The 16,687-nt window shown below is 67.0% G+C and carries 11 protein-coding genes; 8 read left to right on the top strand and 3 right to left on the bottom strand.

What is annotated here, in order from left to right; genetic code table 11:
* Positions 1–92: 92 nt before the first annotated feature.
* The gene (mutS, locus tag GTP41_RS25610) at positions 93–2,771 is read right to left on the bottom strand and encodes a DNA mismatch repair protein MutS (protein ID WP_161028430.1); all 2,679 of its coding nucleotides are present in this window, start codon (positions 2,769–2,771) and stop codon (positions 93–95) included.
* Between the two features lie 283 nt (positions 2,772–3,054).
* Between mutS and GTP41_RS25605 the strand changes: the two genes are divergently transcribed.
* Genes GTP41_RS25605 through GTP41_RS25575 form a run of 7 tightly spaced genes read left to right on the top strand, consistent with a single transcriptional unit; the run spans position 3,055 to position 10,366 of the window.
* On the top strand, positions 3,055–3,474 hold the full coding sequence (locus tag GTP41_RS25605; protein WP_161028426.1) for a type IV pilin protein: 420 nt from the start codon (positions 3,055–3,057) through the stop codon (positions 3,472–3,474).
* Entirely contained in the window at positions 3,441–4,064 is a 624-nt protein-coding gene (locus GTP41_RS25600; protein WP_161028425.1) for a GspH/FimT family pseudopilin, read from the top strand. Before GTP41_RS25605 ends, GTP41_RS25600 begins: the two co-directional genes overlap by 34 nt.
* 10 nt (positions 4,065–4,074) lie before the next feature.
* A complete protein-coding gene (locus GTP41_RS25595; RefSeq protein ID WP_161028424.1) occupies positions 4,075–4,440 on the top strand; it encodes a type IV pilus modification PilV family protein in 366 nt (121 codons plus the stop codon).
* A gap of 8 nt (positions 4,441–4,448) precedes the next feature.
* On the top strand, positions 4,449–5,573 hold the full coding sequence (locus tag GTP41_RS25590; protein WP_161028423.1) for a PilW family protein: 1,125 nt from the start codon (positions 4,449–4,451) through the stop codon (positions 5,571–5,573).
* Positions 5,570–6,184: a pilus assembly PilX family protein gene (locus GTP41_RS25585; protein WP_161028422.1), complete on the top strand. Its 615-nt coding sequence runs from the start codon at positions 5,570–5,572 to the stop codon at positions 6,182–6,184. The genes GTP41_RS25590 and GTP41_RS25585 overlap by 4 nt, the downstream gene beginning before the upstream one ends.
* Before the next feature lie 23 nt (positions 6,185–6,207).
* Entirely contained in the window at positions 6,208–9,831 is a 3,624-nt protein-coding gene (locus GTP41_RS25580; RefSeq protein WP_161028421.1) for a pilus assembly protein, read from the top strand.
* Entirely contained in the window at positions 9,821–10,366 is a 546-nt protein-coding gene (locus GTP41_RS25575) for a hypothetical protein (RefSeq protein ID WP_161028420.1), read from the top strand. Before GTP41_RS25580 ends, GTP41_RS25575 begins: the two co-directional genes overlap by 11 nt.
* 11 nt (positions 10,367–10,377) lie before the next feature.
* Here GTP41_RS25575 and GTP41_RS25570 read toward each other — a convergent pair whose 3' ends face one another.
* Complete coding sequence (locus tag GTP41_RS25570; protein ID WP_161028419.1) at positions 10,378–13,506, bottom strand: ligand-binding sensor domain-containing diguanylate cyclase; 3,129 nt, start codon at positions 13,504–13,506, stop codon at positions 10,378–10,380.
* Positions 13,507–13,591: 85 nt separating this feature from the next.
* On the opposite strand from GTP41_RS25570, the gene GTP41_RS25565 reads away from it, so the two are divergent.
* Positions 13,592–15,808 (top strand): TonB-dependent receptor, encoded by a 2,217-nt coding sequence (locus GTP41_RS25565; RefSeq protein WP_229503075.1) that lies wholly within the window; start codon positions 13,592–13,594, stop codon positions 15,806–15,808.
* Here GTP41_RS25565 and GTP41_RS25560 read toward each other — a convergent pair.
* Positions 15,802–16,524 carry a substrate-binding periplasmic protein gene (locus GTP41_RS25560; RefSeq protein WP_229503074.1) on the bottom strand — a complete coding sequence of 241 codons (723 nt, stop codon included), beginning with the start codon at positions 16,522–16,524 and terminating at the stop codon, positions 15,802–15,804. The two genes, GTP41_RS25565 and GTP41_RS25560, sit on opposite strands and share 7 nt — an antisense overlap.
* Positions 16,525–16,687 lie beyond the last annotated feature (163 nt).

Below are 16,687 nucleotides of genomic sequence, written 5' to 3'. Positions count from 1 at the left end.
GGCGGCGGCGCCCGCCGCCAGCAGGGCGGCGGCCAGCAGCGCGGCAGCGGCGCGGTACGGCAAGGCAGGGCGCGCGGCGGCCACGGGGATCATCATGCCTGGGCCAGGCGCTTCAGCTGGTACAACTGCTCCAACGCCTCGCGCGGGGTCATGGCGTCCGGATCGATGTCGTCCAGCGCGGCCAGCACGTCCTCGGCGCGCGGATCGGCGGCCACGGGCGCCGGGGCTTGCGCCTCGTCGTCGTTGGCGTCGGCCAGCGGCGCCGCGAACAGGTCCAGCTGCGGCGTCGCGTCCAGCGCCTGCGCTTCCAGGCGCGCCAGGTGCTTGCGCGCGGCCTTGATCACCGGCTGCGGCACGCCGGCCAGCTGCGCCACCTGCAAGCCGTAGCTTTGCGAGGCCGGGCCGTTCTGCACCGCGTGCAGGAACACGATGGAATCCTTGTGCTCCACCGCCGACAGGTGCACGTTGGCGGCGGTCGGATGCGCCTCCGGCAACTGGGTCAGCTCGAAGTAGTGGGTGGCGAACAGGGTGAAGCTGCGGCTGGTTTCGATCAGGTGGCGCGCAATGGCCCAGGCCAGCGCCAGGCCGTCGAAGGTCGAGGTGCCGCGCCCGATTTCATCCATCAGCACCAGCGAGTGTTCGCTGGCGCCGTTCAGGATGCTGGCCGCCTCGGTCATCTCCACCATGAAGGTGGAGCGGCCGCCGGCCAGGTCGTCGGTGGCGCCGATGCGGGTGAAGACGCGGTCGATCGGGCCGATGGTGGCGCTGGCGGCCGGCACGTAGCTGCCGATATAGGCCAGCAGGGTGATCAAGGCAACCTGGCGCATATAGGTCGACTTACCGCCCATGTTGGGGCCGGTGATCAGCAGCAGGCGGCGTTCGGCCTGGAACTTGCAGTCGTTGGCGATGAAGCGTTCGATCTGGTTTTCCACCACCGGGTGGCGGCCTTCCACGATGCTGATGCACGGCTCGGCCACCAGCTGCGGCGCGCACCAGTTGTGGCGCAGCGCATGCTCGGTCAGGGCGCACAGGGTGTCGACCTGGGCCAGGGCCTGGGCGATCGACTGCAGAGGGCCGATGAAGGGCGCCAGCGCGGCCAGCAGCTCCTCGTACAGCATCTTCTCGCGCGCCAGGGCGCGGTCCTGCGCCGACAGCGCCTTGTCCTCAAAGGCCTTCAGTTCCGGCGTGATGTAGCGCTCGCAGTTCTTCAGGGTCTGGCGGCGGCGGTAGTCGTCCGGCACCTTGTCGGCCTGGCCGTTGGTGACTTCGATGTAGAAGCCGTGCACCCGGTTGTATTCCACGCGCAGGTTGGCGATGCCGGTGCGCTCGCGCTCGCGCGTTTCCAGGTCGACCAGGTACTGGCCGGCGTTTTCCGACAGGCCGCGCAGTTCATCCAGCTCGGCGTCGTAGCCGCGTGCGATCACGCCGCCGTCGCGCACCATGGTGGCCGGTTCCGGCATCACGGCGCGCACCAGCAGGTCAACGCAGTCCTGCGGCGAATTCAGGCCGTGATGCAGGCGCGCCAAGAGGCCGTCGGCATTGTCGTGGCCCAGGGCGCGCAGCATGGCGTGCTGCAGCTGCGGCAGTTGCTGCAGGCCGTCGCGCAGCGCCGACAGGTCGCGCGGGCGGGCCGACAGCAAGGCCACGCGGGTGGTGATGCGCTCAATATCCGGCACCTGCGCCAGGTGGTAGGCCAGCGAGCCGGTGGTGTCGTGCTGCATCAGGGCTGCGATGGCGTCATGCCGCGCGCGCGCCACCGACTGGTCGCGCTTGGCGTGGTGCAGCCAGTGGCGCAGCAGGCGCGAACCCATGGCGGTGCGGCAGTGGTCCAGCAGCGAGAACAGGGTCGGGGATTCCTGGCCGCGGATGGTTTCGGTCAGCTCCAGGTTGCGACGGGTGGCCGCGTCAAGGCCGATGTACTCGTTCTCCGTTTCGCAGGACAGGCTCCTGACGTGCTGCAGGCCGCGCCCCTGGGTGTTTTGCGCGTAGCGCAGCAGGGCGCCGGCCGCGCCGAACGCCGCGCCCAGGCCTTCCGCGCCGAAGCCGGTCAGGGTGGCCACGGCCAACTGGTCGAGCAGGGCCTTGTGGCCGTGCACCACGTCGAAGTGCCAGGCCGGCACATTGTTCACGTGGCACAGGGTGATCTCGTCGAACATGTCGGCATCGTCGCCGCGCAGGATCTCGGCCGGGGCGATGCGTTCCAGTTCCTGCAGCAGGCGCACATTGACGCTGCGCTGGTCGCCGGAAAATTCCATCAGGCGCAGCGCGCCGGAAGCGAGCGAGAGCCAGGCCAGGCCGCAGGTGATGTGCTTGCGGTTGTTAATCATCGTCATCGCCAGCAGCGGGCGTTCCGATTTTTCCGGCAGCAGGTCGGAGTCGGTCAGGGTGCCCGGGGTCACCACGCGCACCACCTTGCGTTCCACCGGGCCCTTGGCCAGGGCCGGGTCGCCGATCTGCTCGGCGATCGCGCACGATTCGCCCACTTTCACCAGCTTGGCCAGGTAGCCGTCCAGCGAATGGAACGGCACCCCGGCCATTTTGATCGGCACGCCATTCTGGCTGCCGCGCGCCGTCAGCGTAATGCCCAGCACGCGCGAGGCCTTCTCGGCGTCGTCGAAGAACAGCTCATAGAAGTCGCCCATGCGGTAGAACACCAGCATGTTCGGGTAATCGGCCTTGATGCGCAGGTATTGCGCCATCATCGGGGTGACTTTTTCGGCCGCGCTGTTCTTGACGGCGTCGGGATTGATTTCGGCTGGCAGGGTGGTCATCGGTACGTTGGGATCGGGCCGCGCGCTGCGCGCGCATAAACCTTGCATTTTACTCCACCCGGCGGGTTCGCCATACGCTGCTGCATGATGTTGTCGTTTTGAACTAAAAGTGGCGATTTTGCAATCAAAACTTGTGATTTCTCAATAATATCAAGGAATTAACGTGATGCTGTTCGGCAACAAAGTGCGCCACTTAATTTGAATTTAACGTTAAACTTCTGTCAAATTGTGTTTTTGCAAGAGTTTTTCGACTATTTGGGGAAATATTGTGAGAAGAGTAGCTATGGCTGGTTTTACCCTGATGGAACTAATGGTAACCATCGTTATTATCGGCATCCTGGCCGCCGTCGCCATGCCGGCCTATGCCGACTATGTGAAGCGTGGTCGCATTCCGCCCGCGACCGCCGCGCTGTCGGAATTGCGCGCCAAGATGGAGCAGCATTTCCAGGACAACCGCAGCTATGCCGGCGCGTGCGTCGACAAATCGGCGACCGAGCCGCCGAAGAACCTGGCCGATTTTGACGTCGCCTGCCAGATCGGCGCGGACGGCAACAGCTTTGTCCTGCGTGCCGAGGGCAAAGGCAAGATGGCCGGCTTTACCTACCGCATTGATGAAAAAAATGCGCGCAGCACGGTGGCCGTGCCGACCGGCTGGACCAAGTCGGATGAGTGCTGGGTGACCAATCGGAGCGGCAAGTGCTGATGCGCCGGCAGGCGGGGCTCGGCTTGATCGAGCTGATGATCGGTATCAGCATCGTCGCCATCCTGATGGCGGCCGGCACGCCCTCGTTCATACGCTGGATGCAGGACGCGCAGAACCGCGCCGCCGCCGAATCAGTGCTGAACGGCCTGCAGCTGGCGCGTATGGAATCGCTGCGGCGCAACGCGCAAGTGAACTTCAAGCTGACCGACCAGGACGGCAAAGTGGCGTGGAGCGTCGGCTGCAAAGTGCCGAACGCCGACTGCCCGGCCATTATCCAAAGCCGCCTGCCGCGTGAGGGCGGCGAGGCGCCGCGCCTGGGCGTCAACAAGGACGCGCTGGTGCAGCCGGTCGCGCCTGGCCATTTCGGCGCCGCCATCGCGCCCGGCACCGGCTTGCTGGCGGGCGTCACGTTCAACTATCTGGGGCAGGCGCCGGGCGCCGGCAACGGCAATGACGTCACCCGCATCGATGTCACCAACCCGGACGCGGCCCAGGCGCGCCGCTATGTGATCACCATCAGTTCCGGCGGCCAGGTGCGCATGTGCGATCCGGCCCTGGCGCTAGCCGCCAATCCGCAAGGCTGCAGTTAAGGAATCCACCATGAAGCAACGACCAAATGCTGGTAAACAGCAGGGCAGCGCCTTGATTGAAGCGATGGCCGCCATCGTCATCTTCTCGCTCGGCATCCTGGCCATGATCTGGCTGCAAGCCTCGGCGGCCAGCCAGGCCAGCGACGCCAAGTACCGCCTGGAAGCGAGCTTTATCGCCAACCAGTTGATGGGCCAGATGTGGGTCAACCGCAACGAGCCGGACAAATTCGTGGGCAAGGATGTGGGGGTGCCCGGCCTGCCTGACGGTAAGCGCACGGTGGTGCGCCAGGGTCCGCAGGTCACCATCACCGTGAGCTGGAAGGCGCCCGGTGAAAAAGTTACCCATCGTTACGAGACGGTGGGATTGATTAACTAAGGAATCCCATGCAACGTTTACAAAAAGGTTTCGGCTTGGTCGAGATCATGGTGGGCTTGCTGGTCGGCTTGATCAGCATGGTCATCGTGCTGCAAGTGTTCCAGAACGCCGAAGGACGCAAACGCAATGTGACCACCGGCGCCGACGCCCAGTCGAGCGGCGCGATCGCGCTGTACATGATCGAGAACGACGCCCGCATGGCGGGTTGGGGCATGTCGCCCAAGCAGTCGGCGGAGTGCGAAAAATTGTATACCTACTGCGATGGCAGCCCGGCGTGCGGCGGCGTGGAAGGCCCGATCAACGGCCTGAACTTCGCGCCGCTGCTGATCACCGACGGCGCCGACGGCGGCCCGGATTCGGTGGCCGTGCAGTATTTCGCCGACCCGGAAAACGGCTCGTTCCAGATGCCCAGCAAAGTCAAGCTGGCGCGCACCATGCCGCAGCCATCGGCCGTGCTGGATGTCAATTCCGTGTCCGGCTGCGAGGAGGGCGACCTGATCATGCTGCGCCAGCCGGGCGTGTGCACCCTGGCCAATATCACCGAGATCCTGGACCAGGGCAGCAAGCCGAAAATCCAGCACAATCCCGGCAAGAATGGCATGTTCAACCCGCCCGCCAGCTACCAGAACGAGAACAACTGGCCCCGATATGGGAAGGGCGCCAGCGTGACCTGCTTCAAGCCGACCGGTGTCAGCGCCACCTTCACCAAGGCCTATGCGATCGACCTGGCCACGCGCCGCCTGGAGCGCAGCGATAACGGCCAGGCGCCGGAACTGGTGATGGCCGACATCCTGGACTTGCAGGCGCAATACGGCGTGGCCAACGCCGGCCAGCAGAATGTCACCAGCTGGGTCGATGCCAACGCCGCGCCCTGGAAGTCGCCCGGTCCAAGCGACTGGCCACGCATCAAGGCGATCCGCATGGTGGTCGTGGCGCGTGCCAACCAGTACGAGCGGGACCAGGATGGCGCCGGCAAATGCTCGACCACCACCATCAAGGATGGCAAGGTGAAAGGCTGGCCGGAATGGGTCAGCTACAACGCCGAAAAATACCCGGCGGACTGGGGCTGCTATCGCTACCGCGTGTTCGAGACCGTGGTCCCGCTGCGCAACGTTATCTGGAGTGAAATATGAAACGCAAGCCGCGCCTGCCGCGCCGCCTGCAGGGCGGGGTGGTGCTGGTCATGACCCTGATCGTGCTGGTGGCGCTGACCCTGGCCAGCCTGGCCCTGGTGCGCTCGGTCGACACCTCGTCCCTGATCGCCGGCAACCTGGCCTTCAAGCAAAGCGCCGCCATCAGCGCCGATGCCGGCGTGGAGGCGGCCATCCTGTGGGTGCGCGCGAACGGCGCCAGCCTGACCGATGACCAGCCATCCAACGGCTATTACGCCACGCGCCAGGACAAGCTCGACCTGACCGGCAACGCGCTGCCGGAAACCGGCGACGATGACCTGGACTGGAACGACGACGACCAGGTCAAGCAATTGCCCAAAGACGCGGTCGGCAACCAGGTGTCGTACGTGGTGCACCGCATGTGCAACAAGCCCGGTCCGCTGGATGCCAGCACCTGCTCCACCGAAGAGTCGGAAGTGGAGGGCAACAGCGAGGGCGGCCGCCTGCAGATGGAGAACGACAAGCCAGGCGGCTGGCCGGAAGTGGCCAACCGCGGCCTGTACCGCATCACGGTGCGCGTCACCGGCCCGCGCTTCAACGTCGCTTACGCACAGACCATCATCCAACAATAACCGCTGACATCCCCCTGAGATCCATGAGGCTATTTACCCACCACCTTCCGGCCGCGGCCCTGTGCGGCGCCAGCCTGCTGTTGAGCGCTGCCACCCAGGCCGGCGATACCGACCTGGCCAACAAGCCGCTGGCCAACGCCACCACCAGCGCCGTCCTGCCCAACATCATGCTCGACCTGGACAACTCCGGCAGCATGGCCTGGGACTATATGCCCGACTATGTGCGCAAGCGTTCGGACCAGGTCTTCGAGTATTACTGCCGCGATACCAGCGGCGGTTTCAAGGCGGTCTGCGAACAGGGCGACCCCTTGTACTTCGCCAGCGCGTTCAACCGGGCGTATTACAATCCGGCGGTGCGCTACCAGTGGCCGGTCAAGGCCGATGGCCAGCGCAAGGCCGACCCCCTGGGCAATACCAGCTACAGCACGGCGGTGGCGTGGAGCGCGGTGCCGAGCGACGGCTACAATGTGCAAACCATTGACAAGCTGTTCAATGAAACCGCCAAAGCCTCGACCGAGCCGTGCAACAGCGGTTGCGCGCAGGTGGCGCCGGCGACCACCATCGACCTGACCAAACGATATCCGGAGCGTAAATGGTGCGGCGGCAAGGTGAAAGAGTGCCGCCCGGCCGTGGTCAACAGCGATTACTTGTATCCCAACGCCACCTACTCGGAGCTGTCGGTGGCGTATGGCGCGCCGTATTACTACAATGTGAAGATCGAGTGGTGCGATGGCACCGGCAGCGCGAAGAAATGCCAGCCACGCCGCACCACCGAGTACAGCAACCTGGTGCATAGTGGCTGGCAGCGGGTCGACATCCACCCGGACCGGAAATCCTATCCGCGCGCCATCACCCGCACCGATTGCCTGGGCAGCGACTGTACCTACGCCGAAGAGATGAGCAACTTCGCCAACTGGTACGCCTGGTACCGTACCCGCGCGCAGATGGCCAAGTCCTCCATCGGCCACGCTTTCGTCGATGTGCGCGGCGTACCCAAGACCGGCGCCGCGCTGAAGGCCGATCCCGATGACGCCACGTTCTTCCACGCCCGCATCGGCCTGACCACGATCAACAAGAACGCCCAGAAGGTGCCCGCCATCAATTTGCCGATCAAGGAGTTCGAGGGCAAGCAGAAGCAGGACTTTTTCGATGAGCTGTATGATGTGGTGCCTTCCGGCGGCACGCCACTGCGCGAATCGCTGAATGAGGTGGGCAAGATGTATGCCGGCACCAGCAAGGTATACACGGACGACCCGATCCAGTTCTCCTGCCAGCGCAATTTCGCCATCCTGGCCACCGACGGCTACTGGAACGGCGGCGATTCCGACTCCACCGTGAAAGACCTGGACGGCGTGAAAGGCGTGGCGCGTCCGTTCTACGCGCCGACCCCGGCGAACGAGACCAAGAAGACGCTGGCCGATGTGGCCTACCATTACTATGTCACCGACCTGCGCACGACGGGCCCGCTCAGCGAGAACAATGTGCCGAGCGGCGGCGGCGATGCCGCCTACGACGACGTGACCACCCACCAGCACATGACCACCTTCACGCTCGGCCTGGGGGTGGACGGCACGCTCGGCTACACGCCCGACTACAAGACGGCGAAGGGCGCCTACCTGGACATCCTGCAGGGGCCGACCAACTGGCCGTGGCCGAAGGAAAACGAGCAAACCACCATCGACGATCTGTGGCACGCCGCGGTCAATGGCCGTGGCATGTACTTCAGCGCCCAGGATCCGGTGGCGCTGGAAGAGGGCATGCGCAAGGCGCTCGGCAGTATCGAGCGGGTCGATGGCAGCGGTGCGGCGGCGGCGACCTCCAACCTGCAGCCGGTGGCTGGCGACAACTACATCTACCTCGCCAATTACCGCACCGGGCTGTGGGACGGCGATTTGAGCCGGCGCAGCATCAACCTCACCAATGGCGAAGTGGCGACCACCGACGACTGGCGCGCCAGCACCGAGCTGGCCAAGAAAATCCTGCCCGATGGCAGCGACACGCGCACCATCTGGACCTCGGATGAGAACCACCAGCTGGTGCCGTTCAAGGTGGTGAGCAGCGGCCCGGGCCTGAGCAAGGCGCAGAGCGACCTGTTCGTCAACAGCAAGTTGAGCCAGTATGCGGAGTGGAGCCCTGAGCAAAAGGCCAAGGCCAGCGCCCAGACGATGGTCAACTATCTGCGCGGGCAGGACCCCAAGGCGGGCACGACGGCCAGCACCCGCCTGTACCGCGAGCGCCTGAAAATCCTGGGCGACTTCGTGCACTCGCAGCCGGTGTACGTGAAAGCGGCGCAGCACGATTTCAGCGACGAGGGCTATGCCGAATACAAGTTGGGCAGCGAGGGGCGCGACGGCATCGTTTACGCCGCTGCCAACGACGGCATGCTGCACGCCTTCGACGCGGTCACCGGCGCCGAGCGCTGGGCCTATATCCCGCCCATGCTGCTGCCGGAATTGTGGCGCCTGGCCGATGAGAACTACACCGACCACCACCGCTATTACCTGGACGGCCCGCTGGCCGTGACCGACGCCAATATCGGCGGCTGGAAGAAAGTGCTGGTGGGCGCCATGGGCAAGGGTGGGCGCGGCTACTATGCGCTGGACATCAGCGACCCCGACCAGCCGCGCGTGCTGTGGACCTTTACCGCCAAGGACAACGCCAACGTTGGCTTTAGCTATGGCACGCCGTACATCACCAAGCTTGACGGCAAGTGGGTGGTGCTGCTGACCTCCGGCTACAACAATGTACCAAACCAGGGCGGCTTTGCCGGCGGCAACGGCCAGGGCTATGTCTTCGTGCTGGACCTGGCGACCGGCCAGCAGGACGGCAAAGCCATCGCGACCGGCGTGGGCAGTGCGGACGACCCGAGCGGCCTGGCGCGCATCAACATCGTGGTGGAGGACTTCGCGTCCGAGAACTTGGCGATCGGCGCCTATGGCGGCGACCTGCACGGCAACCTGTGGCGCTTCGACCTGAAAAACCGCAGTGCCAGCAAGCTGCTGGAACTGGGGCGCGAGCTGCCGATCATGACGACGCCGGAGGTGGTCACCATCAACACCAAGCGTTCCGTGTTTGTCGGCACCGGCCGTTACCTGGGCACCGAGGACCTGACCGCCAGCGGCAAGAAGCAGGTCATCATCGGCGTGCGCGACAACGCCGACGACAAAGTGGTGCCGTTCCCCGGCAAGCTGAAAAAGCAGGGCATGGCACCGCAGAGTGTGGGTGGCCAGGTGGTCTCGCGCGTCAATGCCACCAAGGATAAGGTGAGCTGGGTCGAGGATGGCGGCTGGTATGTGGAGCTGGAGGATGCCGGCGAGCGCGTCGCCATCGATCCGCAACTGTTCTTTGGCACCTTGCTGGTGTCGAGCGTGGTGCCGACCGCCTCCGATTGCAAGGCCGGCGGCTACAGCTGGCTCTATCAGCTCGACTACAACACCGGCGGCTTCGTCATCCAGAACACGCCGGTGGGCATCAAGCAGTCCTCGCCGATCGTCGGCATGACCGTCAGCAAGCTGCCAAGCGGCACCCCGGTGATCCACGCCGTGACGGCGGACGGCATGCGCCCGCGCGTCAAGCCCTTCAACATGCCGCCGCAGGACGCCAACGTGCCGGTCAAGCGCTTGCTGTGGCGTGGCCTTGGCAATTGAACGCTCCCGGGCCGGCGCGCTGGCGCTGACCGTGTCGTTGCACCTGGCCGTCCTGGGCGGGCTGCTGGCGCCGCGCTACGAGCGCGTCGCGGCGGTCGCGGCCAGCGGCAGCGCGCCGCCGCTGTTGACGGTGCGCCTGCTGGCCGAGGATGCCAGCCCGGCGCTGCCGCCGCCCTTGCCGGTGGCGCTGGAGCGGACCACCCCGCTCCCGCCCGTGGTCGCGGTGCCGGCGGCAACGCTGGAGGCGGCGCCGCCCGAGTTCGAGGCGCCCACCCTGGCGGCCGGCATGGAAGGCCCGCAAGTGCTGCTGGTGCCCGGGCTGGACGCCGGCTACCTGCCCGTGCGGTTATGGATCGGCGCCGATGGCGCGGTGGAGAAGGTTGAACTGGGCCGCCACCGCTACCTGGAGGCCGACGCCGAGCGCGTGCAGCAGGCCTTGCTGCAAGTGCGTTTCCACCCGGCGCGGCGGCACGGCAGCGCCGTTGCCGCCGAGCTGGCGCTGGACTTGCGCGTGATCGGCAACTTCGACGCCTAGGCGGCTGGCACCTAGTGCCAGTTGACCACCCGGCCGCGCTGCGGCGGCACCAATAAGGACACATCCCCCGCCGCCACCGCGCTGGCCGGATCGGCCAGGAAGCGCGACAAGCCCGCTTCGCCGCTGCGCGCCTGCACCCCGACCCAGGCGTCGCGCCAGGTGTGCTTGGCCGCGTACAGGGCGGCGTCGGCCAGGCGCTGCAGCGCTTGCGGCGTCAGCGCGCTGGGGCGGCCCGGCATGCCGGGGAAGGCGGCAAAGCCGATCGACACCGTCTTGCGCAAGACCTGGCCGCCCGGGATGGTGAACTCGTGGGCGGCGATGGCGCAGCGGATTTTCTCGGCCAGCGCCGGCGCGTCGGCGCGCTCGATAAAGCGCGCCAGCAGCAGGAATTCCTCGCCACCCCAGCGCACGATGTGGTCCGAGCTGCGCATGCATTGGCGCAGCACGGCGGCGCTTTGCTGCAGCACGGCGTCGCCGGCGGCGTGGCCGTATTCGTCGTTGACGCGCTTGAAGTGGTCCAGGTCGAGCATGAACAGCACCAGGTCGGCATGCGGCTCGGGCGGCACGCTGCGGTGGCGGCGCGCGGCCAGGTCGAAGTCGGCCTGGATGGTTTGCTCCAGGTAGCGCCGGTTGTGCAGGCCGGTCAGCGGGTCGGTCAGGCTGGCCTGCTCCAGGCGGCGCGAGGTGGCTTCCAGCGCGGCGGTGCGCTCGGACACCAGCCGTTCCAGCTGCGCGCCGCGCCGGCGCAACTGGTGCAGGCGCAGGCGGAACAGGCCGAACACCGCCAGCGCACCCAGCAGCCACAGGGCGCTGCGGAACCACAGCGTCTGGTAGAACGCGGGCTGCACCTGCAGCTGCAGGCGCCATTCCTGCGGACTCCACTGGCCGGCGCGGTTGCTGGCCTGCACCCGCAGCTGGTAGTCGCCCGGCGGCAAGTGGGTATAGGCCGCCACCCGCTGGCGCGCATCGACGTTGACCCAGCCGGCGTCGTAGCCGTCCAGGCGGTAGCGGTAGTGCTGCAGCTCCGGCGCGCTGAAGTCGGGCGCGGCGAATTCCAGGCGCAGGTCGCGCTGGCCGGGCAGCAGGGTGCGCGCCGCCAGCACGCCGGCGCCGGGCTGCTCGACGCCGTCGATGCTGAGGGCGGTGGCCGTCACGGCCGGCTGGTATTCCCAGCGCCGCAGCAGCTGCGGGCGCACGCGCAGCAAGCCTTCCGGCGAACCAAACAGCAGGTCGCCGTGGCGCATGCGGGCGCGGCTGGCGTAGTACAGGGTGCGGAACTCATTGCCGTCGGCGCGGTCGAAGCTGCGCCAGCGCCAGGTCAGGGGATCGATGCGCACGCGGCTGCCCAGCCAGACCTGGCCCTGGGCGTCCTGCAGCAGCGACTCGGGCGGCTGCGCCGGCAGTTTCAGGCGGCTCGACAGCACGTCAAAGTGCGCCGTCTTGCCGTCGAAACTGCGCAGGATGGCGACGCCGGCCTGGGTCGCCAGCCACAGCCGGCCGTCCCGGTCCACCATCAGGTCCGGCACCCAGTTGTCCGGCAGGCTGTCAAAGCGCGCCGGGTCGCGGTAGATGCGCTGCGCGCGCCCGCTGCGCGGGTCGAAGGCGTTGACGCCGTGGTTGGTGCCAACCCACAGCGTCCCGTCGGGCGTGAAGGCGAGCGACTCGACTTCGCGCCCGGACAGGCTGGCCGGGTCGGCCGGGTCGTGGCGCCAGGCGCGGATGGCGCCGTCGGCGCCGATGCGCGCCAGGCCCTGCTGCGCGCCGGCCCACAGCGCGCCGTCGGCGCCGAACAGCATGGCGCGGATCGGGCCGCCGGGCAGGCCGTGCGCCGTGCCCAGGCGCTGAAAGCCGGCCTGGCCGGGGCGCTGGCGGTGCAGGGTGCCGTCCAGGGTGGCGACCCACAGACTGCCGTCCGGCCCCTGCGCCAGGCAGGTGATGGCGCCGTCGGCCAAGGCGTCGGGGCGCTTGGCGTCGGGCCGGAAGCCGCTGACCAGCTTGCCCTCGGCATCGAGCACGTCGACCCCGTTGCCATTGGTGCCCAGCCATAGCTTGCCGTCGCTGGCCTCCAGCGCGCGCACGATGGCCGGGTGGCTCGGCCCATGCGGGTTGGCCGGGCTGTGGCGCAGCTTGAGGAAGGCGCGGCTGGCCGGGTCGTGGCGCGCGACGCCGCCGCCCCAGGTTCCGGCCCAGACGATGCCGGAGCGGTCCACCAGCAGGGCGCCGATGCGGTCGTTGCCGATGCTGGCGACGCCTGTGCTGTCGTGGCGCAGGCGTTCCAGCACGGCCAGGCTGGCGCCGTCTACCACGTCGATGCCCTGGCCGAAGGTGCCGAGCCAGATTTCGCCGGGCACCGGTTCGGCAATGCTGTACACCCAGTAGTGGCCCAGGTTCGGCACGGGGTGCAGTTGGCCGCTGGCCGGATCGTAGCGCGCCGCGCCTTCGCGCGCGCTGGCGATCCAGATGCGGCCCTGGCTGTCCTGGAACAGGCGGGTGGCGTGCGCCGGGCCGATGGGCGCTGAAAAGCGTCCCTCACCCAGCCAACGCTGCAGGCCGGCCTGGCCGGCCACCCACAGGCGGCCCTCGCGATCCTGCAGCACCGCGCGCAGCTGCTGGCCGGGCAGGTAATGGCGGAACTTGCCGCTGCCCGGATCGAGTACGGACAGGCCGCCGTCGGTGGCCAGCCACAGGCTGCCGTCGGCCAGTTCGGCCACACCGTCCACGCGGTCGTTGGCCAGGCTGTCCGGCCGTCGCGGGTCGTGGCGGTACTGGGTGAAGCGTTCCGTGCGCGGGTCGAACACCGACAGGCCGCTGCTGATGGTGCCGACCCACAGGCGGCCGTCGCGCGCCGCGTGCAGGGCGCGGATATAGCTGCCGCCGAGCGCCTGCGGATCGCCGGCGCGGGCGCGGAAAACCTGGTAGCCGTAGCCGTCGTAACGCACCAGGCCGCCTTGCGTCCCGATCCACAGCAGGCCCTGCGCATCCTGCGCCATGGCGGTGGTCAGGTGGGCCGGCACGTCGTCCGGCAGTGCCAGGCGGGCAAAGGACACCATGCCGGGCCGTTGTTGCGCCGATGCCATAGTGCTGCCGGCGAACAAGCAGGCGAGCAGGGCGCTACGCAGCAGCGAACGGAGTGCAAACATTGCTAACGGGAACGTTAAATGGGGAGTTGGCATTATGCCATGCAGAGCTATCTCTGCTAGCATCGTCCCTACAACGGGAGGCAACATGCGCGCATGGTGGATCATCGGGGTGGCTGGCCTGGCGGGCAGCGCGCCGGCGGCGGCACAAGCAACAGGCGATGGCGCGGCGCTACCGAGTGTCGTGGTGACCGCGCAGCGGCGGCCCGAGCTGGTGCAGGAGGTGCCGTTCAACGTCTCGATCCTGCGCGGCGAGGCGCTCGATGTGCTGGCCGCCAGCGGGCGCGATTTGCGCTACCTGGCCGCGCGCCTGCCCAGCCTGCACGTCGAGTCCGACTTTGGCCGCTCCTTCCCGCGCTTCTATCTGCGCGGCCTGGGCAACACGGATTTCGACCTGAACGCGGCGCAGCCGGTCAGCGTGGTGTACGACGAGGTGGTGCAGGAAAGCCCGCTGCTGAAATCCTTCCCGTTGTTCGACCTGCAGCAGGTGGAGGTGCTGCGCGGTCCGCAGGGCAGCCTGTTCGGCCGCAACGCGCCGGGTGGCGTGGTCAAGTTCGAGTCGGCGCGCCCGGTCTTCAAGCGCGAAGCTTATGTCAACGCCGGCTACGGCAAGGAGCGCCTGCGCAACCTGGACGGCGCCTTCAATACGCCGCTGGGCGACAGCCTGGCGCTGCGCGTGGCGCTGCAAAGCCAGCACCGCGCCAACCGCGTGTTCAACGACCGGCCCGAAGCGGCCACCACCGAGTTCGAGGGCTACCATGACAATGCGGCGCGCGTGCAGCTGCTGTACCAGCCCAGCCGCGCTTTCAGCGCGCTGCTGAACGGCCACGGGCGGCGCATGGGCGGGCGCGCCACGCTGTTCCGCGCCAACATCCTGCAAAAGGGCAGCAATGCCCTGGTGCCGGGCTTCGACTACGCCAGCCTGCCGACGGACGGCATGAATCACCAGTTCTTCAACACGCGCGGCGCCAGCCTGCGCCTGCGCTGGCAGGTGGGCACCAGCGGCCTGAGCCTGCACGCGATTTCGGCCTGGGAGCGGGCCCGCTTTTACAGCCGGGCCGACGTGGACGCCGGCTACGGTTCGGTGGCGCATCCGCCCATGGGGCCGGGCCGCATCGCTTCGCCCTCCGAGACGGCGGACGCGCTGCCGGCGCACAAGCAGCTGACGCAGGAGCTGCGCCTGGAGTCCGACCCGGCGCAGCATTGGCGCTGGTTGGCCGGCGTGTACGGCTTCAGCGAAAAGATCCGCATCGACAGCTTCAGCTTCGACACCTTCAATGGCAACCGGCAAAACGCCTACGCCTGGCAGCGCCAGGACAGCCGCTCGGCCGCCGCCTTTGGAGCCGTGACCTGGCGCGCGCAGCCGGGCCTGCTGCTGCGCGGCGGGTTGCGCTACACCAGGGACCGCAAGGACTTCTTCGCGACGCGGCCGCAACCGGCGCCCGGCGGGCAGCCGATCGCCGGGCTGACGGCCCAGCCGCGCGGCAACGACCTGAGCTGGGACTTGGGCGCGACGCAGACGCTGACGCCGGATAGCCATGTGTACGCGCGCGTGGCGACCGGCTACCGCGCGCCGTCGATCCAGGGCCGTATCCTGTTCGGCAGCAGCATCAGCGTGGCGCGCGCGGAGCAGGCCCTGAGCTGGGAAGCGGGCTGGAAGCACGATTTCGCGCAGCGTCGCCAGCGCCTCGGCCTGGCGTTCTTCCGTTACACGGTGGACGATATGCAGCTGACCGCCGGCAGCGGCACGGTCAACCAGAACCGCCTGGTGAACGCGGCCAGGGTGCGCGGGCAGGGCGTGGAGCTGGAGTGGCTGGCGCGCCCCAGCAGCGCATGGACGGCCAGCCTGGGCGCCAGCTACAACGCCACCAGGATCCGCGACCCGGGGCTGTTCGTGATCCCCTGCGGCAATGGCTGCACGGTGCTCGACCCGCGCGGCACGGCGCCCAACAATGTCTTCGTCGATGGCAACCCGTTGCCGCGCTCGCCGCGCTGGATCGCCAACGCGACGCTGCGTTACAGCCAGCCCTGGCGCGGCGGTGAACTGTACGCGTACACCGACTGGGCCTATCGCGGCAAATACAACTTCTTTATCTACGAGGCGCTGGAGTACAAGGCGCGCCCCCTGCTCGATGGCGGCTTGCGCCTGGGCTACCGGGACGGGCGCGAGCGCTACGAGCTGGCGGCCTTCGTGCGCAATGTCGGCAACCAGCTGGTGGCGGTGAATGCGATCGACTTCAACAACTTCACGGCGGTGGTCAACGAGCCGCGCACCTACGGCGTGCAGGTGAAATTCGCTTACTGATACTTGGCTGTCATGCGCAGCCATTGCGGGTCGTCGCGCATGCGCTTGACGATCGGCGACAGCTTGTCGTACAGGTCATTGCGCCCCAGCGGCACCAGGAAGCGGCGCTCGGTGGCGCGGCCCGGCAGGTCGACCAAGGTCAGGCTGCTGTTCAACGCGTGCAGGCGCACGAAGTAGCGCGCCACCGATTCCGACACCGCCACGCAGTCGATGCGGCCGCGGCGCAGTTTTTCCAGGTTGATTTCCTCGCTCATGGCATCGTGCCGCAGCAGGCCATGGCGCTGGATCCATTCGTCGATGCCGGGATAGACATAGCCCAGGGTCAAGCCGATGGTTTTGCCATGCAAGGCGCCAGCCACATCAGGCTGCAAGGGGTTCTCGGCGCGCGAAACCAGCACGAAACGGTCCACCGCGAACGGCGTGGTCCACAGATACTTCTTTTGGGCGACGTCATCGAACCACTGCGGCATCATGCCTATCACGATGCCGTCCAGCGAACCGTCTTCCAGGCGCATTTGCAAACGTTTGCGCGGCAGGTAAGCCAGGCGGAAACTGGTGCCCTGCGGTGCCTGCTTATTCAGGTAGTCGATTGCTTCATGATAGATACCTCGGGAACCATCGATCACCAGGGGCGCGAAATTGGCGCTGGTGTAAACGGTGATGGTGTCGGCCCTGACTGCCTGCAGCAGCGTCATACTGAGTATCAGCAAGGGCATGAGAAATTTCATAGACGCACTATAGCAAAGCACCAGCGCTTGCATCACGAAAGTTAAATTCTTCCCGGGCAATTGTTTCGCGTCGCTGCAACACATCTGGTGATTGAGAAAGAAATTTTCGTGATTAATTCTCACGAATTGTAACGGCTGGCGATATTTCGGC

The organism is Pseudoduganella guangdongensis (assembly GCF_009857475.1).
Taxonomy (GTDB): Bacteria; Pseudomonadota; Gammaproteobacteria; order Burkholderiales; family Burkholderiaceae_D; genus Rugamonas; species Rugamonas guangdongensis.
This window is presented reverse-complemented; position numbering and strand designations above follow the sequence as displayed.